This window comes from Gloeobacter kilaueensis JS1 (assembly GCF_000484535.1).
Taxonomy (GTDB): domain Bacteria; phylum Cyanobacteriota; class Cyanobacteriia; order Gloeobacterales; family Gloeobacteraceae; genus Gloeobacter; species Gloeobacter kilaueensis.
Genome location: NC_022600.1, coordinates 2,980,092 through 3,004,581, shown reverse-complemented (window position 1 = coordinate 3,004,581; position 24,490 = coordinate 2,980,092). Strand labels below are relative to the sequence as shown.

Genomic DNA, 24,490 nt, shown 5'->3' with positions numbered 1-24,490 from the left:
GGAGGAGACAATTCGCTGGCGGCTACGGCGGAGCAAAAAGGGCAATGGCCAAAAAATCCAGGCACCCCTCCAACAAGCGACCGTCGTCCCAGCCCGTACCGGGCCTTGCCGCCCTGTTGCAACAGGCTGCCGCCCTGGCCCAGCAGAGTCAGTTTCAGCCTGCCGCTCACCTTTACCAGCAGATTCTCCAGCGCTGGCCCGATCAGCCGGAGGCGCTGCACGCCCTGGGCCTCATCCTGCACCAGTCGGGCAACAGCGAGGGGGCACTGCAACTTGTGGGCCGGGCAGCGCTCATCCAGCCGGACAATGCCGCTATCCACTCCAACCTGGGAGCCCTGCTTGCCGGAAGGGGCCAGACCCAGGCGGCGATGGCGAGCTACCGCCGGGCCTTGCAACTCGACCCCGCCCTGATCCAGGCCCATTGCAACCTCGCGAATCTGCTGGCGGGCGAACTGCAGCTGGAAGAGGCTGCTACCCATTACCGGCAGGCAATACAGCGGGCTCCCGCTTATGCCGAGGCCCACAGTTATCTGGGCAATCTGCTGATGGAAGAGGGCAAACTGGCGGAGGCGGAAGCCAGTTGCCTGCAGGCGGTGCTCCTCCGGCCCGATCTCCCTGCCGCCCATAACAACCTCGGTGCGGTCTACCGGCGGTGGGGAAAAGCGTGGGAGGCCGCCGCCCACTACCGGCAGGCGCTGGCGCTGCAGCCGAATTTTGCTGAGGCCCACTACAATCTGGCCCTGGTGCTCCTGCAGTTGGGGCAGTTCAAGCCCGGCTGGATAGAGTACGAATGGCGCTGGCGTCTGGCAAGTTTTGCCGGCGTCGATCCAGGATTCGCTCAGCCGCGCTGGGACGGCAGCGATCCGAGCGGCAGGACGATCTTGCTCTGGGCGGAGCAGGGGCTGGGCGATACGATCCAGTTCATCCGCTACGCCGCTCTGCTCAGGGCCAGGGGAGCGCGGGTACTGTTTCGGGGTCCGATTGCCCTCTATCCGCTGCTCGCGGGTCGCCCGGAGATCGCTTCTTTGATCGATCCGCAGGGTCCGCTGCCGCTTTTTGATCTGCACGCGCCGCTGATGAGCTTACCTTATTTATGTCGAACCGAGCTTAAGACCATACCAGCCCCAGGGCCGTACCTGGAGGTTCCGGCAACCTGTGGGCTGAGCGCCCAACTGCAGCAGCAACTTACTGCCAAACGCGGTGCCCTCAAGGTGGGCCTGGTCTGGTCGCCCAAGCTCTTTACTCCCCGGCACTTCAGCGAACTGGGTAACGCCCTCAACAATAGCGAGCGCTACTGCGCCCTCAAGCACTTCGAGCCGTTGCTGGCGCTGGCAAATATTCAGTTCTTCTCGCTCTACAAGGGTGAGCGCCTGGGCGAACTGGAACCTTATCGCGAACGCATCGTGGATCTGGGTTCGCACTTTCAGGATTTCGGCGACACCGCCTGGGCGATTGACAAACTCGATCTGGTGATCACTGTCGATACAGCGGTAGCCCACCTGGCCGGGGCGCTGAGTAAACCCGTCTGGATTTTGCTGCCCCACCTGGCGGACTGGCGCTGGCTTGCTGCCCGCAGCGACAGCCCCTGGTACCCTGCGGCGCGCCTGTTTCGCCAACCGACTCCCGGCGACTGGTCCGCTGTGGTTGCCCAGGTGATCGCCGCCATGCAGGACGGTTCCATCCCCCGCTGATGCGTCCAGTACAACAAGTCTTATCACCTCGATCGTCGCTCAGTGGCTGGTCAGGCAGTTAGTGAGCCGTGGGCAGGCGCGACTGGACCATCGTTGCTCTGTGGAATGCTCGTCCATGATGATAGCAAGGCAAGTTCGCGGGTGAACCTCTTTCTCCAGCGGGGCAAGCGCATCCGCTCTAAATTGAACAGGCAGGCTGGTCGCTACTCTGGTCTTCTTGCTAAAGTTGCCAGAGCTTCGCTCCGAATCGAAACGCAGGCGGATTTTGTTGCACCCTGTTTCAAGTACCGTAGTCTATTTCCCCTTCTATATTTTTCGTAAGAGCCATGACAAACATTGCCGGAATCGTTGTTCGCCTGCAGACGCTCCGGCAATCGCTGGCGGTGCTCTGGGACACTTCTGCTGCTGAGAGTACTTTTCTGGCGGCAGCGCTGCTGCTGCAGGGACTCTCGCCCGCTGTGGGGATCTGGCTTATCAAGCAGGTCGTGGACGCGCTCTCGGTCGCTCTGGTCCACGGACAGCCCCTCGACAGCGCTCTGCTGACCCGGCTCATTGCCCTCTGGATAGGGGCTCTGGCGATGGAGACGCTGCTGCAGCCCTGGGCAGAGGCGCTGCAGGGGAACCTCGGAGAAAAGCTCACCGCCCGGATGAATGTTCTTTTGATGCGCAAGGCCGAGCAGTTCCCGGATCTGAGCCGCTTCGAGGACACCCGTTACTACGACGAGTTGCAGATTTTGCAGCAGCAGGCAGCCTACAGACCGCTCAACCTGCTGCTGTTCGCTGCCAATGCCGCTCGCGGGCTGGTGACGCTGCTTGCGATGCTGTCTTTGCTGGCTCAGGCCAGTCTGTGGCTTGCCCTGCTCATCCTGGTGACAGCACTGCCGCAAATTTATCTGGGCTACCGGCTTCAGCAGCAGGTCTGGAACGGCACCCTCTGGAGCAGCCCGGAAGCGAGGCGGATGCAGTACTACAGCGCGTTGATGCTGACCGATACCTGGGCCAAGGAAGTGCGGCTTTTTAGCCTGGGCAGCTTTTTTATCGAGCGCTACCTCGTTGCTTTCCGGCAGTTGCACCGGACGATGGGCGGGCTTCGCAACAGACAGGCTGCCTGGTCGGCGGGAGCAGCTTTGCTCAGCATTGTCGGTAATGGCCTCGCTTTCTACACGGTCGTCTCCCTGGCCATCGCTGGGCGCTTCAGCCTGGGCAGCGTCCTGCTATTTGTGCAGGCGCTGGGTGGGCTCCAGTACAGTTTTTCGGAACTGGTTCACCACTCGACGATGCTCTACGACTGCCTGCTCTACCTGGAGCGCTTCTTTGCTTTTTTGCAGGTGCAGCCGACGCTGCCCATCCGCACACCGGGTAGAGCCATTCCCAGTCCGATCGCCCAGGGCATCGTCTTCGATTGCGTCGATTTTTGCTACCCGGACGGACGGCAGGCACTGATGGGAGTATCCTTCACCCTGCGGCCCGGCGAACTGGTGGCGCTGGTGGGTGAGAATGGCTCGGGAAAGACGACCCTCGTCAAGTTGCTCACCAGACTCTACGACCCAAGCCGGGGCAGCATCCACATCGACGGAGAAGATCTAAGAGATCTCGATTTAGAAAGCTGGCGCAGCCAGGTCGCGACGATCTTTCAAGACTTTGGCCGCTACGCCCTCACCGCCTGGGAGAATATTGCCCTGGCGGATCTCTCTGCTCTACAGCAGCGCGGGCGCATCGAGCAGGCGGTGCGCAGGGCCGGAGCAGACACGCTGATAGACCAGTTGCCCCAGACCCTCGACACGCCCCTGGGCAAACCCTTCGACGGCACCGAACTTTCCGGCGGCGAGTGGCAGAAGCTGGCCCTCGCCCGCGCCTTTTTGCGGGAACAGGCTCAGTTGCTTATCCTCGATGAGCCGACTGCCGCCCTCGATCCCAAAAGCGAATTTGAGATCTATCAGCATTTTGCAGAACTGGTCCGGGGCCGCACGGCATTGCTCGTCACCCACCGGCTCGCCTCCACTCGCCTCGCCGACCGCATCCTCGTACTCGATCGCGGCGCACTTGTAGAAGAAGGTAACCACGAGCAGTTGCTCCAGCGGGGCGGCAAGTACGCTGCTCTCTGGCAGATGCAGGTGGCCCAGTACGGCCTCGTGTAAGATAGACCCGATAATGGCAGCCCCTACCCGGAGCGGTCCATGTTCGAGAATTTCGATTCCGCTACGATTCAGGTTATTGTTCTGGCCGACAGCGAAGCACAGCGCCTGGGTCAAAACTCCCTCAGCGCCGAGCATCTACTGTTGAGCCTGGCAAATCAGGAACGCGGTGATGCAGCGCAGTGGCTGCACGCCGCCGGGATGGATGCGAAAGTTGCGCGTCGGGCCGCCCAGAGACGGGCCGGGCAGAGTGGGAAGTGGCCTGACTGGAAAGCAGCGCTCCCCGCCGGGCTCAAGACGTGGCTCGCGATGGTGCAGAGCCAGAATACAGAGCTGCCCTTCGACGAAGATGCCAGAATCGCCATCGAGCAGGCAGCGACGATTGCCGGGCGTTTCGGTTCTCAAAAAGTACAGCCCGAGCATCTATTGGCCGGGTTACTGGCGGCGGAACGCTCCTCAGCCCGTTCTTTGCTCACGGCACTTGGCATCGAGAGTCGCGATCTGCAAGAGCAGATCGACAGTCGGTTGGCAGGCTGATAATCTCATCCCAAAGGGGGCCAGCTAACCGGTGAGCACTTCGCCAACAACCAGTACAGGAAGTTGTTCGCCCTCAGCGGCGGCGGTAGCGCCCGCTTCGAGCCAGGCAAAGGCGTTGATGCCCGTAAGGCTCACCAGATCGCCGGAATTGTCGGTGCGGTAAGGACTGAAATGCCAGGTTTGTTGCTGGTAGCTGAGCTGGCCGCGCAGGTAAGCGCGCCGGTCGCCCCTTGAGCGCACGGGGCTGGTGAGCTTTGCCTGGACGGTGGGCAGCAGCCAGCGCTGTGGCGGGTAGCCCAGGCTCTTGCGGATAGCGGGATAGACGAACTGCCAGAAACAAAAAAGCGATGAGACCGGGTTGCCCGGTAACCCCCAGACCAGCCTGCCGCCGCACCTGGCAAAGAGCAGGGGTTTGCCGGGCTTCATGTTGATCTTGTAGAGGACGACCTGGGCACCCAGTTCTTCGAGCACTTTTGGGGTGTAGTCAAATTGCCCGACGCTCGCCCCGCCCGAAAGCAGGATGAAATCGGCGTCGAGGGCAGCGATCAGGCGTTCACGGATGATCGTCGGATCGTCGGGGGCAATCCCTAAAAGGCGGGGAACAGCCCCGGCCTGCTGAACCTGGGCGGCAAGACCGTACTGGTTGGAATCGACGATCCGCACACCGCTCAGATCGCCGTCGATGCCCACCAGTTCGTCGCCGGTGGAGAGGATCGCGACTACGGGCGGGCGATGGACGAGAACGAAGGAGCGCTGGGCCGCCGCCAGCAGGGCAATTTCACCGGGGGCAAGAACACTGCCGGGGGTGAGCAGGGGCGAGCCGCTCTGGTGGAAGCTGCCCCGACGGCGCACGTTCGCCCCGGCGGCAGGAAACCTGTCGAAGCGCAGGGTGTTTTCTGTCGGCTGGGCTTCTTCTTGAATTAAAACGGCGTCGGCCCCAGAGGGCAGCATCGCCCCGGTCATGATCCGGGCTGCCTGACCGCGCTCCAGAGTGCGGCTGGGCCGCTGTCCGGCGGCAATCACTTCGATTATTTCGAGGTGATCGAGGTCGCCATCTGTGCTGCGCACGGCGTAGCCGTCCATCGCCGAGTTGTCGAAGGCAGGAAAGTCGCTGCGGGCATAGACTGTCTCCGCCAGTACCCGGTTGCGGGCACTGAGAAGATCGCAGCGCTCGGCGGCAGTCGATTTTACCTCTTTAAGGATGAGTTCCTGCGCCTGTTCAACGGAGATCATGGATATTCTTATAGGGGTTGGCCTCCAGCCTAGCGCTCCGCTGCAATCCACACATGGAACTGGCTTCCCGTCCCTCCCGTCCCACATCCGGCTGGCGCTCCGCCCTGATGGTCGGGGCGGTGCTCATCGCTGTACTGGCCTGGCGCTCCCCGGCCCAACTGGCCATCTTTGGCAGCGCACTGATCGTCGCAGCCGGCAGCGGTTTTGCCGCTGTGCCGCTGCTCCGGCGCTGGAAGGCCCGGCAGTTCATCCGCGAGGACGGGCCGCAGTCCCATCTTAAAAAAGTGGGCACCCCGACGATGGGGGGCATCTTCTTTATGCCCTGGGCGCTGGCGGTGCCGCTGCTGTTTGCCGGGTTCGACGCAGACTTGCTCGCAGCCGTAAGCCTGGCCGGCAGCTATGGCCTGGTAGGCTGGCTCGACGACTACCAGATCATCCGGCAACGGTCCAACAAAGGCATCACCCCCCGCCAGAAGATGGCCCTGTTGATCGGCGCGGGTCTTTTGTTCTGCCTGTACGCGATTGTTACAGGCCACAGCACAGCGATTCGGGGCCTGGCGGAGTTGGGCTGGCTTTTCTGGCCACTGGCGCTAGTGGCACTCACCGGTACCGCCAACGCCGTCAACATCACCGATGGCCTCGACGGTCTGGCGGGAGGCACCGCTGCGGTTGCAGCGGTGGCTTTGGGACTCATCGTTCTACCTGCCCATCCGGCTTTAGCGGCCCTCTGCTTTGCCCTGGCCGGTGCCTGCCTGGGGTTTCTTGTCCATAACCGCCACAAGGCGAGGGTGTTTATGGGCGATACCGGTGCCCTGGCTATCGGCGGGGTGCTGGCGGCGGTGGCGGTGCTGAGCGGCCAACTGCTCGCCCTCGCGCTGGTGGGCGGCATCTTTGTAATCGAAGCGTTCTCGGTGATCGCCCAGGTCAGCTACTACAAGGCAACCAAGGGACCGGACGGCAAGGGCAAACGGCTTTTGCGCATGGCACCGCTGCACCACCACCTCGAACTGGGCGGCCTGCACGAGACGCAGGTGGTCAATCGCTTTTATCTGGCAGCCGGATTGCTGGCGCTGTTCGCCTGCTGGATGCATAGCGCCTGGCTTAGAAGCTGAAGCTCCCGCCCCTCTCTCAAAAGACGAACAGTCAGTAGCTTTTGATACGGTTTACTATGGCAATGCTGACCAGCCGGGTGCGGCGGCTTCGATCGGAGGGGGCAGGGCCATGACCGATTACTTTCTTCCAGAGCGCTTCCGCGACAAGGTGGCGCTGCACATTGCAAGGAACTTCGCCCAACTGCCCAGGGTCCAGGTTCCGCTCCTTCTGGGCGTTCATGGGCCGAAGGGCCAGGGCAAATCGTTCATGGTCGAGCGCAGCCTCGAAGATCTGGGGGCCAACACGATTCACATTGCCTCGGCGGAGCTGGAGAGTCCGGATGCCGGGGAGCCCAGCCGTCTGATCCGCCTGCGCTACCGGGAGGCGGCGGAACTTGTCCGGGTGCGGGGCCGGGTGGCGGTGCTCGTCATCCACGACATCGACGCCGGGGCGGGCTACTGGCGCGACTCAATCCAGTACACGGTCAATACCCAGATGGTGAACGCGGCGCTGATGGCGATCGCCGACAACCCTACGAACGTGCAGCTGCCCGGCAGCTACGACGCTAAGCCGCTGCCGCGCATCCCGATCGTCGTCACGGGCAACGATTTTTCAAAGCTCTACGCCCCCCTGACCCGCGAAGGGCGGATGGACAAGTTCTACTGGGAGCCCACTCCCGCCGAGCTGTCCGGTATCCTGCAGGGGATGTTCGCCGACGACCCGCAGATGTCGCGCTTCGATCTGGAGCGGTTGCAGGAGCGCTTTGCCCGGCAACCGGTGGATTTTTTTGCGGCGATTCGGGCGCGGGCCTACGACGAGCAGTTGCTCAGGCAGATCAAAGCCTGGGGCCTCGAAAATATCAGCCTCCACCTTGTCAACCACGGCGGCCAGCCGCCGGTCTTCGAGCGGTTGCGCCTCACCCTCGATCACTGCCTGCGCTGGGGCGATCAGCTCCTCGCGGAGCAGCAGGCGCTGCACACCGGCCTGGTAGAAGCCTACATGCACCAGTAGCGGCGACTAGGCCGGGATCAAATCGATGATCGTCACCTCCGGCGGGCAGCCGATGCTGAGGCGCTTGAAGCGGCCCATGCCCCGCGAGACGTAGAGGCAGTTTTTTCCCTGTCCGTAGAGGCCCGCCCAGCTGTTGGTGCGGATGATCGCGTGTTTTTGCAGCGAATCGCCCAGTTCGGGCAGATAGCGGCGCAGGCGGTCGCCCAGGCGGTTTTTGAGGGCGAGCACCGGCCCGACCCCCGGCAGGCGCACCTGGCCGCCGTGGGTGTGCCCCGACAACTGCAGGTCGAGGCGCTGCTCGCCCAGCCGCCAGAAGCCATCCGGGTTGTGGGACAGTAGCAGCAGCGGGCGTCTGCCGCGCAGGGGCATCAAGACGCGCTCGGGTTCAAAAGGCCCGTGCCAGAGGTCGCCCGTGCCACCTACGGCCAGTGAGGCGACCGCTGTCCAGCGGTTTTCGATAAGCACAATCTGTTCGCGGGCCAGGGCTTTTTTGATCGTTCGTGCTCCCCTCGGGTGGGCATTGTCGTGGTTGCCCAGAACCGCAAAAAGACCGTGACGGGCGCGCAGGCGGCCCAGAGCCGGGGCGAGTTCAAAGATCGGGGCCGGATCGTAGGTGACGAAATCACCAGTCAGCGCAACGAGATCGACCTCGGCAGCGTTGATGTAGTCGATTGCCTGCTCGATCGAATTCCACGGCACACTGCGGTGGTCCCAGTGGATATCGCTCAGTTGAGCCACCCGCAGGGGCGCTTCGAGGCCGACAATCGGAATGGGCACAGTCTCAAATTTGAGGGAGTCAGCCTCGACCCTTGCCCAGGCAGGCAGAGCGAGGGTGGCACCTCCGGTTGCGATCAGCCCGGAAACCAGTAGACGGCGACGGCTTAACATCCGGCGTTGGGAACTCCCTCGGTGCATCTCTATCTATAGTAGGACGCCCCTGGGTTACGCAGCCGTAACATCATTAGTTGAGACGAAAAAAGGAGCTTGTATGTCGGAACTCCTGCAGATGGTAATCGATAGTGACGAGCGCGCCGACCTGCGCCAGTTCATCGGCTTACTCTACCAGCAAGAAAAGCGTTACCTGCTACGAAGCGATATATTGCAAATTTTTTCAGAATATTGCGCAAGTGTCGGCAAGGAAGCGAACTTTTACAACCATTCGTTGCTTGCAAGACTGATTTATTTTACGCAGGAGTTCATCGTCGAGAACGAGAGTCTGTGCCTGGTCATCAGGCCGGTGGTCGCCCGGCAGGAGGTGGTCCGGATCAACCGCGAGGATCTTAGAGTCGAGCCGATGACGATTCAGGCGTACCTCGACCTGTGCGATCAGACCGCCGGGCGCTTCCGGCCCCAGGATGGCGACGTGCTGGAGCTGGACTTCCAGCCTTTTTACGACTTTTCGCCGAGCATCCGCGATCCTAAAAACATTGGCCGGGGGGTGCAGTTTCTCAACCGCTATCTTTCGAGCAAACTCTTTCAAGATCCGGGCCAGTGGCTACAGACGCTGTTTCAGTTCTTGCGTCTGCACCGCTACAACGGCACGCAGCTACTGATCAACGAGCGCATTCAGACCCAGCAGCAGTTGAGCACCCAGCTCAAGCGCGTCCTGGCGCTGGTGAGCAGCAGGCGTCCAGACGAACCCTACGCCAACTTCCGCTTCGACATGCAATCGCTCGGCTTCGAGCCTGGCTGGGGCAACACGGCGGCGCGGGTGCGCGAGTCGCTCGAACTGCTCGACGCGCTCATCGACTCGCCCGACCACGAGATTCTCGAATCTTTGATCTCGCGCATCCCGATGCTGTTTCGGGTGGTGCTCGTCTCCAGCCACGGCTGGTTCGGCCAGGAGGGCGTACTCGGTCGTCCCGATACCGGCGGCCAGGTCGTCTACGTGCTCGATCAGGCCCGCAGCCTTGAGAAGCAACTGCAGGAGGACCACGCCCTGGCAGGGCTGGAGACGACGCCAAAGGTGATTATTCTGACGCGGCTCATTGCCAACAACGACGGCACCCGCTCCAACCAGCGGCTCGAAAAAGTCTACGGCACCGACAATGCCTGGATCCTGCGGGTGCCCTTTCGGGAATTTAACCCGTCTGTTACCCAGAACTGGATCTCGCGCTTTGAGATCTGGCCGTACCTCGAATCGTTCGCCCTCGATTCGGAGCGGGAACTATTGGCCGAGTTGGGCGGGCGGCCAGACCTCATCGTCGGCAACTACTCCGACGGCAATCTCGTCGCCTTTTTGCTGGCCCGCCGCCTGAAGGTGACCCAGTGCAACATCGCCCACGCCCTCGAAAAGTCGAAGTACGCCCTCTCGAACCTGCACTGGCAGGAACTCGACGAGCAGTATCACTTTTCGCTGCAGTACACCGCCGATCTGATCGCGATGAACGCCGCCAACTTTATCATCAGCAGCACCTACCAGGAGATCGCGGGCACCCCCGACAGCATGGGCCAGTACGAGTCCTACCGGCACTTCACGATGCCCGAGCTGTACCACGTCGTCAGCGGCATCGACCTGTTTAACCCCAAGTTCAACGTCGTGCCCCCCGGCGTCAACGAGAATATCTACTTTCCTTATACCCGCACCGAGGAGCGCACCCCCGGTGACCGGGAGCGCCTCGAACAGTTGCTCTTCAGCCTCGAGGACAGTGAGCAGGTCTTTGGCCATCTGGCCGACCCCACGAAGCGGCCCCTGTTCTCGATGGCCCGCCTCGATCGGATCAAGAACCTGACGGGCCTTGCCGAGTGCTTCGCTAAGAGCCCCGAGTTGCAGGAGCGGGCCAACTTGATCCTGGTGGCGGGCAAGTTGCGGGCTGAAGATTCTACCGACCGCGAAGAAATTGCCGAGATCAACCGGCTCTACGAGATCGTCGATCGCTACCAGCTCGCGGGCAAGATCCGCTGGCTGGGGGTGCGCCTCGCCAAGGTCGATTCGGGCGAGATCTATCGGGTGGTGGCCGATCGCCAGGGCATCTTCGTGCAACCGGCGCTCTTCGAGGCGTTCGGTCTGACGATTCTCGAATCGATGATCTCGGGGTTGCCAACTTTTGCCACCCGCTTCGGCGGCCCGCTTGAGATCATTCAAGATGGCGTCAACGGCTTCTTGATCAACCCGAACGCCCAGGAGGAGATGGCCGCTTCGATCGTCGAATTTCTCTCCAAGTGCGACGCCAACCCCGACTACTGGCAGCAAATTTCAAGCCGGGGGATCCAGCGCGTCTACAGCACCTACACCTGGAAGATCCACACCACCCGATTGCTCTCCCTCGCCCGCATCTACGGCTTCTGGAACTACGGTTCCCAGGAGAACCGCGAAGATCTGCTGCGCTACATCGAGATGCTTTTTTATCTGCTCTACAAGCCAGGAGCGCAGAAGTTGCTGGAGCGGCACGCCCTGCAAGTTGCGATAGAGTGAGAAAGATCATTCTACTGCCGATGCCATGCTGCGCCGAATGTCTCTGCTACCGTGGCCGGAGATCGCCTGGAGCGTCGTCCTCAGCGATCTGGGCCTGCTGGTGGTCTGCCCCCTGCTGACGCTGTTGTTTATCTCCAACCCCCTCACCCGTAACCCGATCCTCCTCGGTGTCGTCCTGCCCCTGTTGTGCGGGGTGGTTGCGGGCGTGGCGGTGCGGCTGTGCTTCGATAAGCTCTTCAAAGAACAGATCCTGGACAATGGCGTCGGTTGGGCGCTGGTGCTGGGGGTGGCTCTCACCGTCTATCCGATGGGCCTGGCCCTGGGCACCGCCCTGGAGGCGGTGCCGAACCTGTTCAACCTGCCTGCGCCGGCAGCCGAGTTCAGCCGCAACCTTGGCAAACTTTTGCAAATTTCGCGGATTTTGTTCGACCTGGTCTTTGTCGTCGGTGGGGCGATGGGCATGTTCTGGCGGGCGATCCGCATCGGTCGCTAGCTACAGATCCTCGCGCAGCGACCCTTCGACTTCGAGGATGAGATCCGCCCCGTACACCTGGGCAGGGGTGCGAAAGCCGGGCTGAAACTGGCCTGAGAGCACTTTCTGCGCGATGAGCAAAGCCGTAAGGGCCGTGAGCGTGTAGCCTTCTACCGTCCGCAGGCGAGCCTGCACCGAGCGCCCCTCCTTGGTCACCTCCCCCCAGAAGCGGCAGACCCCGGCCCGCCGCTCCGCCTCGGTCGGTCCCGGTGGCCCGGAGGCGATGAACTGTTTTTGGAGGTTGCGCACCGGCTCCGAGCGCAGCACACCCCCCAGCCACTGGCCTGCAAAAAGTAAAAACCGCGCCGCCGGCGGCAGCACCAGGTACGCCTCGATATTCGGGATGCCCGTCTGCCAGAAGGCGGTATTGAGATCGCCCCAGGGGATCGTCGTCGCCTCCTCCGCCCCGGCCCCAAAGTCAAAGCTCCGGGTCTTATAACCCGCCGGAACCGGGGTGAGGATGCCGTCGCGGCGCACCAGCCCGCCCTCGTAGGGGCCCTCGACGATGGTGAGCGCCGTTCCCCGTGAGACAACATTCAAAATCTGCAGCGCCAGAACGAGGCTATCCGCCTCCGGCAGTTGCGCTGCCAGATAAGCCGCCAGACAGTCGGTGGGCACCACGTCGCAGCCCACCCCCGGCATGAGCATGACTCCCGCCCGCTGCGCCTGCTCGTGGCGGGCCATCGCCGCCTCGAAGACCGCCACCTCACCCGTGATGTCGAGGTAGTGGGTGCCGGTGCGCAGGCAGGCCGCCACCATCAGCCCACTGGTGCGCACAAAAGGACCGGCGCAGTGCAGCACAGCGACCACTTCTTCTAGAGCCCGATCGAGGGCAGCGCGGTCTTCGAGGTTAAAAATCCGGTACTCCAGCCCCAGTTCCGCCCCAAGCCTCGCCACCGCCTGGGAGCGGCCCGCGAGAACAGGCCGCAGCCCCCCCTCGGTCGCCTTCCGGGCAATCAGGCCACCGGTATAACCGTTCGCCCCGTAAAGCAAAAAGTTCTGTCGTGTTGTCATCGCCTCTGCTCCTACGTACCCATTAGAGCTTTTCTGCAGCTCGCAGGGATATCTCGATCGTTTCGAGCGGCAACATGAGGGTCAGAGGTGCATCTTCCAGGGCCACCGCACCAAAGCCGGCATACCAGCTTGCAGCGGGCGGACTCTTGGCATCGATCAAGAGTACGACACCGCCAACTTCTGCTGCAGTCCGCAGGCAACGGCGGCCAGCGGCAAGTAAAAGCTGACCGCCCAGGCCCTTTTTCTGCACATCGACATGCACGGCAAGCCGTGCGAGCCGAAAGCCCGGTACTGCGTGCTTTGCCAACCCACGACGGACAACTTCCGGTGTCCGGGCGTAGGCAAGCTCTGCCGGTGCAACGCTGTAGAAGCCAAGGATCGACCCATCGCTGTCGCCGATAGCCAGGAAGGTTTTTGCACCGCCCCTGTCGTGACTCTGGCGCGCTGAATGGCGCAGGAAGTTGTTGAGATCTTGGTCGCCGCAATCAAATGCCTTGCGGTCGTGGTGTCTGGCGATCGCTTCCTCGTGCCATGCAGGCGTCATCTTAAGGGCGGGAGTGCAGCCGCAGCTGCCCGCAGCTTCGCATTCGGTGCCGGTGGGTTTTCGAGAAGATCGAGAACTCGCAGACTGTCTCGTTCGGAAAGCTGCACGCGCTCGGCTGCTTCGATCACCCTCTCGGCGGCCTGTAGGGCATTCTGCAGCACAAAATCGGTCAGACCAGTCTTTTTGATCGCTGCCGCCCGCATGAGGATCGCCTTCTGCTCAGGCCGCACCCGGAAGCTCATCCGTCCATTGTCATTGATTGCAGCTCTGGACATGATCGTTCTCTAAACTTTGTACCTCTTCAAAGCGTACACAGTGGCTGACTCTGTGTCAAACGTGTACGCTTTCAATCCGTACATTCTCGGCGAGGCGGCTGTCGCATCCCTCTCTGCCCGGCGAAAGGTATGGCGACGGCGGACGAGGGCGGGTATGCTCTTCGACAGCGACAGATAGCTCCAGCATGGCTTTATTGCAGATCGAGAATGTGACGCGCCGCTTCGGTCCGGTGACAGTGCTCGATGGCGTCGATTTCGAGGTCGAGGCGGGCGAGATGCACGCGCTGGTGGGCGAGAACGGCGCTGGAAAATCGACGCTGATGAAGATTCTCTGCGGTGCGCTGGCCGCCGACAGCGGCACAATCCGCTGGCAGGGAGCGCCCGTGCGCCTCGATTCGCCCCGTGCGGCGCGGGCCCAGGGGATTGCGATGATTCATCAAGAACTGGCCCTGGTACCAGAACTGAGCGTGGCCGAAAATATCTGCCTGGGTGAGGCGCAAAGTTGGTGGCGGCCCGTCGATTTTGCTCAGATCGAGGTAACGGCCCGCAGGCTCCTGGAGAGGCTGGGGCAGGCCATCGATCCTTGTGCCCTCGTCCGTCAGCTCAGCCTTCCCCAACAGCAGATGGTCGAGACGGCCCGCGCCCTGCGGCAGCGCACCCGGCTGTTGATTCTCGATGAGCCGACCGCCAGCCTCAGCGCCCAGCAGACGGCCCAGTTATTCGCTGTGCTGCGCCGGATTCGAGACGACGGGACGGCGATTATCTATATCTCGCACCGGCTGGAGGAAATCTTCGAGCTGTGCGACCGGGTGACGGTGCTGCGCAACGGTAAACGGGTTCACAGTGCCAGTGTCGGTTCGCTCACACCGGGAGCGGTCGTACAACACATGGTCGGTCGCACGCTGGAGGCATCCACGCCCCACCAGCGCCCGGTGGCTCAGCGCCCGGTGCTGGCGGTGCGCCACCTGCGCACCGGCCCCCTCAAGGACGTCCACCTGGAATTGCGGGCCGGAGAAATTGTCGGGCTGATGGGGGTGGCAGGCTCGGGCCGCTCCCGCCTGGTGCGCACGCTCTTTGGTGCCCAGGCAGCGGAAGGGGGAACGATCCATCTGGGTGAGCGACCGGTAAAGTTGCGCTCGCCTGCCGAAGCGATTGCTCTGGGAATTGGTCTATTGGGCGAGGACCGCAAGCGCCACGGTCTTATTCCAGAGCGCGTCGTGCGCGAAAATATGGCCCTCGGTACCCTCAAAAACCATTCTCGAATGGGAATGATCGCCCAGGATCGAGAAAGACGAGCCTGCGGCGAACTCGCAGGACAGTTGCGCCTCGCCCCATGCTGCCAGGAGATGGCTATTCGGACATTAAGTGGCGGCAACCAACAAAAGGCTCTCCTCGGGCGCTGGTTGCTTGCCGGTTGCCGGGTTCTGTTGCTCGACGAGCCGACGCGCGGCGTCGATGTCGAAGCGAAAGCTGAAATCTATAGCCTCATCCGCACCCTCGCTGCCGGAGGCACCGCTATTTTGCTCGTCTCCTCGGATCTGCCGGAGCTTGTCCAGGTGGCTGAGCGGTTGCTGGTGCTCCAGGGGGGCCGAATCGTGAGCGAACAGAGCCCGCCCTACGACGTGAAGCACATCCTGAGCCTTGCCCTCGGCGTTCGCAGCTGAGGGACCATTCAGACTTCTTCGATCACAGCCAGAATGAGGGTCGGAATGGCGATGTTGAGCACGCCGATCACCTTGGCGGTCTTATACAGTGGCGGCAGAGTCCGATGCAGGCCGATCGTGCGCACTGCGCCGTCGATCACTGGTGTGGCGGCAAGCCAGAAGTTGCGGTACCCTTCGATATTCTTGTAGGTTTGCTGACTCACCTTCTTGCTCCTCGAAACTCGGTAGGATGTACATCTCATTGTGGCAACTTCCTGCCTGCGGTGGCCTGTGCCTCGGGTAGGGTTGATCCTCCCACCGGACGGCAGAAAACCGGGTCGCGGCTCGACCACTTCGACGCTGCGGTCACGATGGAAGGGTTGCTAGTAGACGAAGGTCATTCAACATCAGCTCCAAGCAGCCCTGCCTCCCTTGCAGCAGAAGAAAAATAAGACGAGCCTGCGACTGACCTCACCCATCGCGCCTGCAGCCCAGTTACAGTGAACCCCCCCTCGTATATTGCTATTGGTTCCAAGGTAGCGGTGAGGACTGTGCCCCCCCTTGCGGCTTTGACCGCGTGGAAGAGATTGTCCCCCGCTATCAAGGACCGGCAAAGCTGAACCGTATCGAGTGGCACTGACCACGTATCACGAGGCTAGACTTTTGCCGTCCTGCGGAACTTGCCTACCTCCTCTGAAGCTTCAACTGGAGACACTCATGCAGCGAGACGGTTCACAAAACGACTATCAGCTATTTGTCGGTATTGATGTGGCGGCACTCACTGTCACTGCCGCCTGGCTGCTCACCCACGCAAAGCCTACCGCTGCCATCACACTGCCCCAAACCCCCGAAGGACACTGCCAATTGGCCGAACGCTTACTCGCCGTCTGTCCCACCGCCGCTGAGGTGTTAGTGGTCATCGAAGCCACAGGCTCCTACTGGATGCGACTGGCCACATTTCTGGCGCTCAAAGGTTTTGCCGTCAGTGTGGTCAACCCCGCTCAGTCTCATTACTTTGCCAGGGCACTGCTCAAGCGTTCCAAAAGCGATGCGCTTGATGCCCAGACGCTTGCCCAACTCGCTGCCGCCCTGCAACCTGGTCTTTGGCAGCCGCCGCCTGAGATTTATTACCAACTCCAACAGCGCCTGCAGCATCGCGATGCCTTGCTGCAGCAACGCCAACAACTGCACAACCAGTTGCACGCTCTGCGGCAATTTCCGTTGGTGGTGGCGGCGGTACAAGCGAGTCTGGAGCAGTTGAGCCACACCTTCGATGAGCAGATTGCGCAGATGGAAGCTCAGCTAGAAGCGCTGCTCGCCCAAGACTCGCTTTGGCATCAAGCTGCAACCAAGCTGCGCACTATCAAAGGCATTGGGTCTGTCACCGCTGGGTGGGTGTTGGTGAGTACCCTCAACTTCGGCTGCTGTGCAACGGTGGAAGCGGCGGTGGCCTACGCGGGTCTCGCTCCCCGCTCCCACCGTAGCGGCACCAGCCTTCATAGACCAGAGCGCATCGGCCATGCAGGCAATGCCCGCTTACGCACGGCGCTGTATATGGCGAGCTTGAGTGCGATCCGCTGCAATCAGCAGATTAAAAGCTTTTACCAGCGGCTACGAGCAGCCGGTAAACCGGCAAAGGTAGCGCTTTGCGCTGCGGCTCGCAAACTCTTACACATTGCCTGGGCGGTTGTGAAAACAGACACGCCTTTCGATGCAGAGCACGGCAGGTTGGTTTGCTTGCAGTAGGGCGGAGGAAGAGAAGAAAGGAGGAGGCTGCTTGACTCTCAATACCGTATCTCTTCTCCTCTGCCCGGCGGGGCAGCCCCCCATGCCCCTTTTGGGGCCAGGTCGGGGGGCAGGAGGAGGAGAGCGGGGGGCAGGCCCCTTTTGGGGCCAGGTGGGGGTGTGGAGGGGTGGGGGACGGTTTTAGCAAGCACCCAAAAAAGCAAAAGAACAACCAGCTCCCAAAAATCCGCTTCCCTCACTCCAACCCAAAACCTGATGCTTTTCGCTTCGTCTACTTAGTCCTTTTTGGCCAATCTGCGGCCCTCCAGCGCCTCAAAACGGATCGCGCTACGTTGGCGACTCTATACTGAGCAAACAAGCTTCTTCTTTCCCTCGCACAGGCAGGTAAAAACTATGAAGTCTTCCCAGAAACGCGCCTATATTGCTCCTCAGGTCAAGCCCCTCGGCAACCTCACTGCGATGACGGCGGCCTATCCGCCGCTGCACCCGGAGTGCTATCCCGGTGGCTTCGGTTCCCATAGCGTTTGCTGATCGGCGCACGGTGGAGAGGGCACCAGATGGCCATGCTGAAGGCGAACCGGGCCTCCTCCGTTCTCGATACGCTGGCGGAGATCGCTTATCGGGAGTTGCAGCCCGCTCTCAAGGCTGAGCAGGTTTGCCTGCGCAGCGTGGATGCGTTGCCGGTCGCCCTGGATGGCCGGGGGCTGAGCGAGGAAATTTTTGCTGGTGAGCGCGGCGGAAGGCGATGGCTCGCTTGGTCTGAGACGGTCGGTGTCTGGATCGACGAGGATGGCCAGCGCGTTGAGATTCTCCTGGTCAACCCCGAGGCAGGCCAGTGTGAAAGCTCGCTTCTCAATTTTATGACCGCGAGTGTGCTCGGCACCTGTCTGTTGCTGCAGGGCCGTGTGGCCGTTCACGCCAACGCCGTTGCCTTCAAAGAAGGGGCAATGGCCTTCGTGGGCCACGCCGGACGCGGCAAATCGACCCTGAGCGCCTACTGCCTGAGCCAGGGCGCAGCGCTCGTAAGCGACGACGTGCTCAGCGTCGATCGCCAGATGCAGGCCATCCCCGGCTACGCCCGCCTCAAGTTGTTTGCCCACACCGCCGAGAGCCTGGGCCTGGTGGCGGGCACGACCGACTACAAGCTTCACCTCCACCCAACCCGGTTGGGCGGGCAGGTCCAGAATCAGCCGGTGCCCCTCAAGGCGATCTACCTGCTGGAGCAGAGCGACGGCGATCGGATCGAAAGCCGGACGGTGCCGCCGGCCCAGGCGGTCTTCGAGTTGATTGCCCACAGCTACTACGCCCGTTACTTTGCTGTCACCCATCCCGGCTTGCTCGCCGCCTACGCCGAACTGGTGGCGCGGGTGCCGGTGGAGCAGTTGTTCTACCCGCGCCAGTTCGCCCGCCTGCCGGATGTGTTCGCTTTTTTGCGCACTCGCACCTGGCAGCGCTCAGCGCCGGGAGTGCATAGCTAGCGATGGCACAACAAAACAGGTTGCAAATCCGGCAGGTACTACAACTGGGCCGTGCCCTGCGGCTGGTCTGGCAGAGCAGCCCCGGCTGGACGAGCGCCAATCTCGTTTTGCTCGTCGTGCAGGCGGTTCTGCCCGTCGCCTCGCTTTATCTGACAAAATTGCTGGTCGATGGGGTGAGTAGCGGCCTGCTTTTGCCCGATAAAAGCAGTGCCCTCGCCACCGTACTGCCGCTTTTGGGGCTACTGGGGCTCACGGCCCTGGCCGCTGCCGCCTGCCGGGCGCTGAGCGGCTGGGTGAGCGAGGCTCAGACCCAGGTGGTGACCGATTATCTGCACGGGATCGTCCACCGCAAGGCGGCGGCGGTCGATTTTGCCTACTACGAGAATGCCCGCTACTACGACACGCTGCACCGGGCCTTACAGGAAGCACCCTTTCGCCCCGCCCGGATCATCGCCGGGCTGGTGCAACTGGGCCAGAGTGTATTTTCTTTGCTCGCGGTGGCTCTGCTTTTGTTGACGCTGCACTGGGGGACGGCCCTGCTGCTGCTCGCTGCCGTCCTGCCTGGTACCCTCGTGCGGCTGCGCTACGCTGAGACCCTCTTTCGCTGGCAGCGCCTGCGCACCCCGCGCGAGCGGCGGGCCTGGTACTTCAACGGAATGCTCACCGGCGACAGCCACGCCAAAGAAATTCGTCTCTTCGATCTGGCGGAGGCTTTTGAGCAGCGCTACTGCGAGCTGCGCGCCGAGTTGCGCCGCGAGCGGCTGCAACTGGCTTCTAAACAGGCACTCGCCGACTTTGCCACCCAGGCCGGAGCAGCCGTCGCCATTCTTGCCTGCCTGGGTTACATCGCTCTTCGCACCCTGCAGGGCGGGCTTACCCTGGGGGATCTGTTCATGTACTTCCAGGCATTCCAGCGCGCTCAGACCTACCTGCAGGAGGCACTGGGCAGCCTTGTTCGCCTCTACGAAGACAACCTGTTCTTAAGCTACCTCTACGAATTTCTCGATCTGCCCAACCACGTCGCCGAGCCTGCCGAGCCTGTTTCCCTGCCCCTGCCGCTGCAGAGCGGCATCCGCTTCGAGAACGTGAGTTTCTGCTATCCCGACAGCAAAGAATCGGCCCTCGACCACATCGACCTCACGATCGCCCCTGGCCAGATCGTCGCCTTCGTCGGCGAGAACGGCTCGGGCAAGACAACGCTCGTGAAGCTGCTTTGCCGCCTCTACGACCCGAGTGCAGGCCGGATCACCGTCGATGGCATCGACCTGCGGGATCTGTCCCTGCGCACCTGGCGGCAGACGGTGAGCGCTATCTTTCAGGACTTTGCCCGCTATCACCTGAGTGCCGCCGAAAATATCGCCCCCGCCCACGCCGAAGAAAGCGAGCCTATCGCCCGTGCCGCCCAGGCATCGGGTGCGCACGAGGTCATCGCCCAGTTGCGCGACGGCTACCAGACGCTGCTGGGACGCTGGTTCGATCAAGGCGAAGAACTGAGCGTTGGCCAGTGGCAAAAAGTGGCGCTGGCACGGGCTTTCTGGCGCGATTGCCCGGTGCTGATTCTCGATGAACCCACCAGTGCCATCGACGCCGCCGCCGAAGACGAGATCTTCGAGAAGTTCCAGCTTCTGGCGGCCCGGCGCACAACAGTGCTCATCAGCCATCGTCTTTCGACCGTCAAACTCGCCGACCGCATCTACGTGCTCGCCCAGGGGCGAATTGTCGAGCAGGGAAGCCACGACGAACTCATCGCCCGCCAGGGCACCTACGCCCGCCTCTTCGAGTTGCAGGCCCAGCACTACCGCTGAAGAGTTCCCCAGTACTGAAAGCGAAAACTACACTTGTAGCAGAACAGGATGACGACCTTCGTCATCCCTTGAATCTCAACCTGCCACCTGGGGTAACCGATTGGCGTTCAGGTCTTGCTGCCAGTTGCCATTGATTTCTGCATTCGGTTCCCACTCGCCTAACAGGACTGGAAGTTCTATCTGCTGTCCCGAAGCGACTTGTGCTACTAGATCGCACGCTGTTCTTTTGATCTGTGGTGCTGTTAGAAAAGTACGCTCGAAGTTTGGTTCACCATTGATGACCTGTAGCGAATAATCGCCCACCATCACTGGCTCAATGTCAAAGAGGAATAAAAAGACACCCGTGTCAATTTTTATAAAAAGCAAAAATGGACCTGATGGCTGGTCTCGCTGCGTAGAGAGACCTACTCCCTGGTTCAGAAGTCTCAGAGACGAACTTGACCGCCTACCCTCCTTGGTAACCGAAATTCTCCACATTTTTAGCAACTGTACGGGCAGGGACGACATGGGATTCATCTCCTGGAAAAAAGTGTCTCCCGCTCCAGCAGGGAGCTTACTCATGTTTATCGGCCCCAGCTAATTTTTCTTATCGTAAAGTGCTGGTGATAGACATAGGCCCAGCACTACCGCTGATACGGGAAGCTGAAATTAGACTTGTAGCAGGACTGGGGGAGAACAGGATGCCGACCTTCGTCGTTCGCCTTTTGTTGGGACTGGTGTGGATAGCCTTTGGCATCTACGCTTTTTTTCTTGCTCCCGCCGAGACCCAGACGCCCCAGCAACTGGTGCAGAGCCTGACAGCGCTGGCCCTCGGTCAGGGCGAGCCGCTGGTGGTCTCGCTGTTTAACCTGATGGGGCTGATCCCGCTACTGTATCTATTTTTGCTTATCCCCGACGGCCACGGCCAGAAACTGCCTGCCTGGCCCTTTGGGCTGGCAGCCTTCGCTGTCGGTGCCTTCGCGTTGCTCCCTTATCTGATCCTGCGCCAGCCGCACCACAACTGGCCCACCCGCAAACCAGCCGGTTGGCTGGTGCGCATCTTCGATTCGCGCTGGCTCGTACTGCTCACTGCAGTGGGAATAGGCTGGTTTTTCTATAACGGCCTCACCCACGGCGATTGGGCCGCCTTCGCTGCCCAGTGGCACGCTTCGCGCTTCGTACACGTGATGAGTCTCGATTTTGTCGTGAGCACCGCCCTGCTGCCGGTGCTGATCCCTGACGATCTGTATCGTCGCAACTCTAAGCAGATCTGGCCCCTGTGGCTGGCGGCAGCGGTGCCTCTGGTAGGACCAATCGCCTACTTGCTCTGGCGTCCGTCCCTATTCCCTCGTGAAGGGCTGGACTAATATAGGACCGCCATTGTACAGCAAGAGTCACAAAAGTATATATTAAATCTCAAGAATAGAACCGGTTCCGCTCAGGTTGATTGCAACCCCTACCCCAGGTACTGGGGCTTCTGGGCCGTCGTATCGAACTGCGGAGTGGTCTTGTACAACTCGAAGCGGCCCCGCAGTGCCGCCTCGCGGGTGCGGGCGAGCAGGGCGCTCACCTGATCGGGGTTCAGCGGCTCGAAGGTGCGCGCCGCCTCGAAAGCCTGATCCAACAGCTGCATACTGTCGATGCCCGTGATCACCACCGAAGTGGGCAAATTGAGGGCGTAGTGCAGGCACTCGATGGGCCTGACGGTGTTGCTTTTGAGCACGTGCGAATCGCCCATCGACTTCATGCCCAGGACACCAATCTGGTCTGCGACCAGTTTGGGCAGCACCTGGGCTTCAAAGCTGCGAAAGTGAGCATCCATGACGTTGAGGGGCATCTGCACCGTATCGAAGCGGAAGTTGTTTTGGGCAGCCACTTCGAGCATCCGCAGGTGGACAAGCGGGTCCTTGTGGCCGGTAAAGCCGATGTAGCGCACCTTACCGGCTTTTTGCGCCGCAAGCACCGCTTCCATCGCCCCGCCGGCAGCGAAGATGCGGTCGGGATCTTCGAGGCGCAGGACTTCGTGGTGCTGCAGCAGATCTATCCGGTCGGTCTGCAGCCGCCTGAGCGATTCGTCTATCTGCCGGGCAGCGGCTTCTCTGGTGCGGCCATCGATCTTGGTCATCAAGAAGACTTTCTGGCGGTAGCCGCCCTGCAGGGCTTTGCCCATCCGCAACTCGCTGCCCCCTTCGTGGTAGTCCCAGCAATTGTCCATAAAGGTGATGCCCCGGTCGATGGCCGCCCGGACAATCCGGACGCCCTCCTGCTCGTCTTTGGGCCGTCCGATGTGGTGGCCGCCCAGGCCGATCGCCGACACCTTCTCGCCCGTGCGGCCCAGGGTCCGGTAGAGCATCTCGCCGCTTTTTGTCTGTCCGGCGGCCTGAACGGTACTGCCTGTGCCGGCAGCGATCCCGGCGGCGAGGGTACCCGAAGTGGTGATCAAAAACTGGCGTCTGCTGCTGCCCATGCTGTCCCTCGCCTGCGACTCGATGTCTCTACATCTAGCTACTCTCGAATCGCAGCAGGTGCAATCTGCCATCGGGAGGAGGCTTTGAGGGACGTTTCTTAAGACAGCCTTTCTTGAAGGGCTACCGGCGCGTCCGCGTCGCTATAATAGGGCCATTACGAAACTGCCGTTCTTTCAGGTTCAGATCATAGATAAGATTTACGGTTCTCACAAAGGTCTCAAGCCCGCTCAACTCAGACAGCTGAGCCGACTGTACAGCCTGCCGTTTCCTCTGAATCGTTTTTTGAGCATCGAGTTTGGCGAGCGGCTGGCAGCTTTGAGCGCAGAGCTGGAGACGCCGCTTTGCGTGTACGCCAACCGGCGCGGGCAGGTGGTGCGGGTCGGGGTGGGTACGCCCAAAGAAACCCAGTTTTCGATAGACGAGTTGCCCCGCCAGGGCACCGAGCGTCTGAGCGGCCTGCGCTGCATCGCCACCCAGTTTGACATGCAGGGGCCAAATCGGGGAGCGCTCACTGCCCTCGCCCTGCAGCGGCTCGACGCGCTGGTGATCCTCGATGTCGCCGTCGAAGGTTTTCGCCGCCGCAGCGCTGCGCCGAGCGGCTTCGTTCAGCGGGCACAGATTGCCAACCTCGTCCCCGATCCGCTGGCGCGCTGGGTGGTTTCTACACCGCAATCTCTAAGCCAGGTGGCCGCTCAAGATTTTGATGTCTTCTTAGAAGATCTCGAAGACGAATTTCGGCGCACAGCGACGGCGCGGGCGGTCGAGAGCGACCGCGAGCGGGTGCTGTTGGTCGATTTTTTCTCGACGCGCACCAGCCAGCGGGCGATGGAAGAAGAACTCTCTGAACTGGTGCAGCTGGTGACGAGCGCCGGGGGCGAGGTGCTCAAGGTCTTTTACCAGCGCCGCGCCCAGCCCGATCCCTCGACGCTGATTGGCCAGGGCAAGCTCGAAGAGGTGGCTCTCAGCGTGCAGGATCTGGGGGCAAATCTGGTCGTCTGTGGGCGGGAACTCACCCCCACCCAGGGGCGCAACCTCGAACAGGCGGTCGGGGTGCGGGTAGTCGATCGCAACGAGCTGATTCTCGATATCTTTGCCCGCCGGGCCCGCTCCCACGAGGGCAAGTTGCAGGTCGAGCTGGCCCAGCTGCAGTATCTTCTGCCGCGACTCACCGGGCGGGGCGGGGCGCTCTCGCGCCTGGGCGGCGGCATCGGCACCCGTGGTCCGGGTGAAACGAAGCTTGAAACGGACCGGCGGATTATCCGGCGGCGGATCGCCAAGTTGCAGCTCGAAGTCAACGCCCTGCAGGCCCACCGCGCCCGGCTGCGCGCCCGCCGCCAGCGCAAGGAAGTGCCGGTCTTTGCCCTGGTGGGCTACACCAACGCCGGTAAATCGACGCTGCTCAATACCCTTACCGACGCGGACGCGCTGGTGGCGGACCAGCTTTTTGCCACCCTCGATCCGACCACCCGCCGTCTGGAGCTGCCCACGGGCGATCCGGTGCTGCTCACCGATACGGTGGGCTTCATCCACGACCTGCCGCCGCAGCTCATCGATGCCTTTCGAGCCACCCTCGAAGAGGTGACCGAGGCCGACGCCCTGCTGCACGTCGTCGATCTGTCCAATCCGGCCTGGATGAACCATATTCAAGCTGTCCAGCGCATCCTCGAAAGCCTGCCCATCGCCACCGGTCCCCAGTTGCTAGTCTTCAACAAAGTGGACCGGGTCAGTCCTGAGCTGCGCAGCTTTGCCGAGCAGGAGTATCCCCTGGCGCTGTTTATCTCCGCTCAAAAAGGCTGGGGATTTCTGTCATTGCGTCAGGCACTCCTCCGCTGGGTGCGATCGCTCACCGATCTGCCCCTGGCCGAGTCGAGCATCGACGGCGAGCCGTAGGG

General features: G+C 61.7%; 22 protein-coding genes. 14 read left to right on the top strand and 8 right to left on the bottom strand.

Features of this window, described 5'->3' with window-relative positions:
- Positions 1-44 precede the first annotated feature (44 nt).
- The 3 genes from GKIL_RS13920 (at position 45) to GKIL_RS13910 (ending at position 4,363) form a co-directional block, all read left to right on the top strand.
- Positions 45-1,691, top strand: coding sequence for a tetratricopeptide repeat protein (locus tag GKIL_RS13920; RefSeq protein ID WP_023174308.1), 1,647 nt, complete (start codon positions 45-47; stop codon positions 1,689-1,691).
- A gap of 326 nt (positions 1,692-2,017) precedes the next feature.
- Entirely contained in the window at positions 2,018-3,829 is a 1,812-nt protein-coding gene (locus GKIL_RS13915; protein ID WP_023174307.1) for an ABC transporter ATP-binding protein, read from the top strand.
- A 39-nt stretch (positions 3,830-3,868) separates the two neighbouring features.
- A complete protein-coding gene (locus GKIL_RS13910) occupies positions 3,869-4,363 on the top strand; it encodes a Clp protease N-terminal domain-containing protein (RefSeq protein WP_023174306.1) in 495 nt (164 codons plus the stop codon).
- 24 nt (positions 4,364-4,387) lie between these two features.
- On the opposite strand, the gene GKIL_RS13905 is transcribed toward GKIL_RS13910, so the two are convergent.
- A complete protein-coding gene (locus GKIL_RS13905) occupies positions 4,388-5,596 on the bottom strand; it encodes a molybdopterin molybdotransferase MoeA (protein ID WP_023174304.1) in 1,209 nt (402 codons plus the stop codon).
- 53 nt (positions 5,597-5,649) lie between these two features.
- Here GKIL_RS13905 and mraY point away from each other — a divergent pair, with 53 nt between their 5' ends.
- Both mraY and GKIL_RS13895 read left to right on the top strand, forming a co-directional pair.
- Complete coding sequence (mraY, locus tag GKIL_RS13900; protein WP_023174302.1) at positions 5,650-6,708, top strand: phospho-N-acetylmuramoyl-pentapeptide-transferase; 1,059 nt, start codon at positions 5,650-5,652, stop codon at positions 6,706-6,708.
- A gap of 109 nt (positions 6,709-6,817) precedes the next feature.
- Positions 6,818-7,699 carry an AAA family ATPase gene (locus GKIL_RS13895; protein WP_023174301.1) on the top strand — a complete coding sequence of 294 codons (882 nt, stop codon included), beginning with the start codon at positions 6,818-6,820 and terminating at the stop codon, positions 7,697-7,699.
- Between the two features lie 6 nt (positions 7,700-7,705).
- Here GKIL_RS13895 and GKIL_RS13890 read toward each other — a convergent pair whose 3' ends face one another.
- Positions 7,706-8,587 (bottom strand): metallophosphoesterase, encoded by an 882-nt coding sequence (locus GKIL_RS13890; protein ID WP_023174300.1) that lies wholly within the window; start codon positions 8,585-8,587, stop codon positions 7,706-7,708.
- Between the two features lie 100 nt (positions 8,588-8,687).
- Here GKIL_RS13890 and GKIL_RS13885 point away from each other — a divergent pair, with 100 nt between their 5' ends.
- Both GKIL_RS13885 and GKIL_RS13880 read left to right on the top strand, forming a co-directional pair.
- Positions 8,688-11,114: a sucrose synthase gene (locus tag GKIL_RS13885; RefSeq protein WP_023174299.1), complete on the top strand. Its 2,427-nt coding sequence runs from the start codon at positions 8,688-8,690 to the stop codon at positions 11,112-11,114.
- Between the two features lie 37 nt (positions 11,115-11,151).
- Complete coding sequence (locus GKIL_RS13880; RefSeq protein WP_041243954.1) at positions 11,152-11,607, top strand: hypothetical protein; 456 nt, start codon at positions 11,152-11,154, stop codon at positions 11,605-11,607.
- Here the strand turns inward: GKIL_RS13880 and GKIL_RS13875 are convergent, their stop codons facing one another.
- The 3 genes from GKIL_RS13875 to GKIL_RS13865 are packed head-to-tail and all read right to left on the bottom strand — an operon-like array spanning position 11,608 to position 13,479.
- Positions 11,608-12,660, bottom strand: a complete 1,053-nt coding sequence (locus GKIL_RS13875) for a saccharopine dehydrogenase family protein (protein ID WP_023174297.1) — start codon at positions 12,658-12,660, stop codon at positions 11,608-11,610. It lies immediately after the preceding gene.
- Between the two features lie 22 nt (positions 12,661-12,682).
- On the bottom strand, positions 12,683-13,204 hold the full coding sequence (locus tag GKIL_RS13870) for a GNAT family protein (RefSeq protein ID WP_023174296.1): 522 nt from the start codon (positions 13,202-13,204) through the stop codon (positions 12,683-12,685).
- Positions 13,201-13,479, bottom strand: a complete 279-nt coding sequence (locus GKIL_RS13865; protein ID WP_023174294.1) for a type II toxin-antitoxin system TacA family antitoxin — start codon at positions 13,477-13,479, stop codon at positions 13,201-13,203. Before GKIL_RS13865 ends, GKIL_RS13870 begins: the two co-directional genes overlap by 4 nt.
- Before the next feature lie 185 nt (positions 13,480-13,664).
- Here GKIL_RS13865 and GKIL_RS13860 point away from each other — a divergent pair, with 185 nt between their 5' ends.
- Complete coding sequence (locus tag GKIL_RS13860) at positions 13,665-15,143, top strand: sugar ABC transporter ATP-binding protein (RefSeq protein ID WP_023174293.1); 1,479 nt, start codon at positions 13,665-13,667, stop codon at positions 15,141-15,143.
- Between the two features lie 8 nt (positions 15,144-15,151).
- Here GKIL_RS13860 and GKIL_RS13855 read toward each other — a convergent pair whose 3' ends face one another.
- Positions 15,152-15,346 (bottom strand): hypothetical protein, encoded by a 195-nt coding sequence (locus tag GKIL_RS13855; protein ID WP_023174292.1) that lies wholly within the window; start codon positions 15,344-15,346, stop codon positions 15,152-15,154.
- A 493-nt stretch (positions 15,347-15,839) separates the two neighbouring features.
- On the opposite strand from GKIL_RS13855, the gene GKIL_RS13850 reads away from it, so the two are divergent.
- The 4 genes from GKIL_RS13850 (at position 15,840) to GKIL_RS13840 (ending at position 20,151) form a co-directional block, all read left to right on the top strand.
- Entirely contained in the window at positions 15,840-16,868 is a 1,029-nt protein-coding gene (locus GKIL_RS13850) for an IS110 family RNA-guided transposase (RefSeq protein ID WP_023171280.1), read from the top strand.
- Positions 16,869-17,261: 393 nt separating this feature from the next.
- Positions 17,262-17,399 (top strand): hypothetical protein, encoded by a 138-nt coding sequence (locus GKIL_RS25315; RefSeq protein WP_023174291.1) that lies wholly within the window; start codon positions 17,262-17,264, stop codon positions 17,397-17,399.
- A gap of 26 nt (positions 17,400-17,425) precedes the next feature.
- Positions 17,426-18,346, top strand: a complete 921-nt coding sequence (locus GKIL_RS13845) for a phosphoenolpyruvate carboxykinase (ATP) (protein ID WP_023174290.1) — start codon at positions 17,426-17,428, stop codon at positions 18,344-18,346.
- Positions 18,347-18,348: 2 nt separating this feature from the next.
- Positions 18,349-20,151, top strand: a complete 1,803-nt coding sequence (locus GKIL_RS13840) for an ABC transporter ATP-binding protein (RefSeq protein WP_023174289.1) — start codon at positions 18,349-18,351, stop codon at positions 20,149-20,151.
- A gap of 75 nt (positions 20,152-20,226) precedes the next feature.
- On the opposite strand, the gene GKIL_RS24840 is transcribed toward GKIL_RS13840, so the two are convergent.
- The gene (locus GKIL_RS24840) at positions 20,227-20,517 is read right to left on the bottom strand and encodes a hypothetical protein (protein WP_144080396.1); all 291 of its coding nucleotides are present in this window, start codon (positions 20,515-20,517) and stop codon (positions 20,227-20,229) included.
- 314 nt (positions 20,518-20,831) lie between these two features.
- On the opposite strand from GKIL_RS24840, the gene GKIL_RS13830 reads away from it, so the two are divergent.
- Complete coding sequence (locus GKIL_RS13830) at positions 20,832-21,497, top strand: hypothetical protein (protein WP_023174287.1); 666 nt, start codon at positions 20,832-20,834, stop codon at positions 21,495-21,497.
- 89 nt (positions 21,498-21,586) lie between these two features.
- Here the strand turns inward: GKIL_RS13830 and GKIL_RS13825 are convergent, their stop codons facing one another.
- Positions 21,587-22,597 (bottom strand): aldo/keto reductase, encoded by a 1,011-nt coding sequence (locus GKIL_RS13825; RefSeq protein WP_023174286.1) that lies wholly within the window; start codon positions 22,595-22,597, stop codon positions 21,587-21,589.
- A gap of 187 nt (positions 22,598-22,784) precedes the next feature.
- On the opposite strand from GKIL_RS13825, the gene hflX reads away from it, so the two are divergent.
- Positions 22,785-24,488: a GTPase HflX gene (hflX, locus tag GKIL_RS13820; RefSeq protein WP_051382825.1), complete on the top strand. Its 1,704-nt coding sequence runs from the start codon at positions 22,785-22,787 to the stop codon at positions 24,486-24,488.
- The last annotated feature ends 2 nt before the right edge of the window (positions 24,489-24,490 follow it).

What these genes read in the sequence shown, in the direction of transcription:
- mraY (WP_023174302.1), top strand. Translation starts at nt 5,650, where the DNA reads ATGGAACTGGCTTCCCGTCCCTCCCGTCCCACATCCGGCTGGCGCTCC.
- GKIL_RS13890 (WP_023174300.1), bottom strand. Translation starts at nt 8,587, where the DNA reads ATGTTAAGCCGTCGCCGTCTACTGGTTTCCGGGCTGATCGCAACCGGA.
- GKIL_RS25315 (WP_023174291.1), top strand. Translation starts at nt 17,262, where the DNA reads ATGAAGTCTTCCCAGAAACGCGCCTATATTGCTCCTCAGGTCAAGCCC.
- GKIL_RS13840 (WP_023174289.1), top strand. Translation starts at nt 18,349, where the DNA reads ATGGCACAACAAAACAGGTTGCAAATCCGGCAGGTACTACAACTGGGC.
- GKIL_RS13870 (WP_023174296.1), bottom strand. Translation starts at nt 13,204, where the DNA reads ATGACGCCTGCATGGCACGAGGAAGCGATCGCCAGACACCACGACCGC.
- GKIL_RS13920 (WP_023174308.1), top strand. Translation starts at nt 45, where the DNA reads ATGGCCAAAAAATCCAGGCACCCCTCCAACAAGCGACCGTCGTCCCAG.
- GKIL_RS13910 (WP_023174306.1), top strand. Translation starts at nt 3,869, where the DNA reads ATGTTCGAGAATTTCGATTCCGCTACGATTCAGGTTATTGTTCTGGCC.
- GKIL_RS13830 (WP_023174287.1), top strand. Translation starts at nt 20,832, where the DNA reads ATGCCGACCTTCGTCGTTCGCCTTTTGTTGGGACTGGTGTGGATAGCC.
- GKIL_RS13850 (WP_023171280.1), top strand. Translation starts at nt 15,840, where the DNA reads ATGCAGCGAGACGGTTCACAAAACGACTATCAGCTATTTGTCGGTATT.
- GKIL_RS13860 (WP_023174293.1), top strand. Translation starts at nt 13,665, where the DNA reads ATGGCTTTATTGCAGATCGAGAATGTGACGCGCCGCTTCGGTCCGGTG.
- GKIL_RS13825 (WP_023174286.1), bottom strand. Translation starts at nt 22,597, where the DNA reads ATGGGCAGCAGCAGACGCCAGTTTTTGATCACCACTTCGGGTACCCTC.
- GKIL_RS13865 (WP_023174294.1), bottom strand. Translation starts at nt 13,479, where the DNA reads ATGTCCAGAGCTGCAATCAATGACAATGGACGGATGAGCTTCCGGGTG.
- GKIL_RS13895 (WP_023174301.1), top strand. Translation starts at nt 6,818, where the DNA reads ATGACCGATTACTTTCTTCCAGAGCGCTTCCGCGACAAGGTGGCGCTG.
- GKIL_RS13905 (WP_023174304.1), bottom strand. Translation starts at nt 5,596, where the DNA reads ATGATCTCCGTTGAACAGGCGCAGGAACTCATCCTTAAAGAGGTAAAA.
- GKIL_RS13915 (WP_023174307.1), top strand. Translation starts at nt 2,018, where the DNA reads ATGACAAACATTGCCGGAATCGTTGTTCGCCTGCAGACGCTCCGGCAA.
- GKIL_RS13845 (WP_023174290.1), top strand. Translation starts at nt 17,426, where the DNA reads ATGGCCATGCTGAAGGCGAACCGGGCCTCCTCCGTTCTCGATACGCTG.
- GKIL_RS13885 (WP_023174299.1), top strand. Translation starts at nt 8,688, where the DNA reads ATGTCGGAACTCCTGCAGATGGTAATCGATAGTGACGAGCGCGCCGAC.
- GKIL_RS13880 (WP_041243954.1), top strand. Translation starts at nt 11,152, where the DNA reads ATGTCTCTGCTACCGTGGCCGGAGATCGCCTGGAGCGTCGTCCTCAGC.
- GKIL_RS13875 (WP_023174297.1), bottom strand. Translation starts at nt 12,660, where the DNA reads ATGACAACACGACAGAACTTTTTGCTTTACGGGGCGAACGGTTATACC.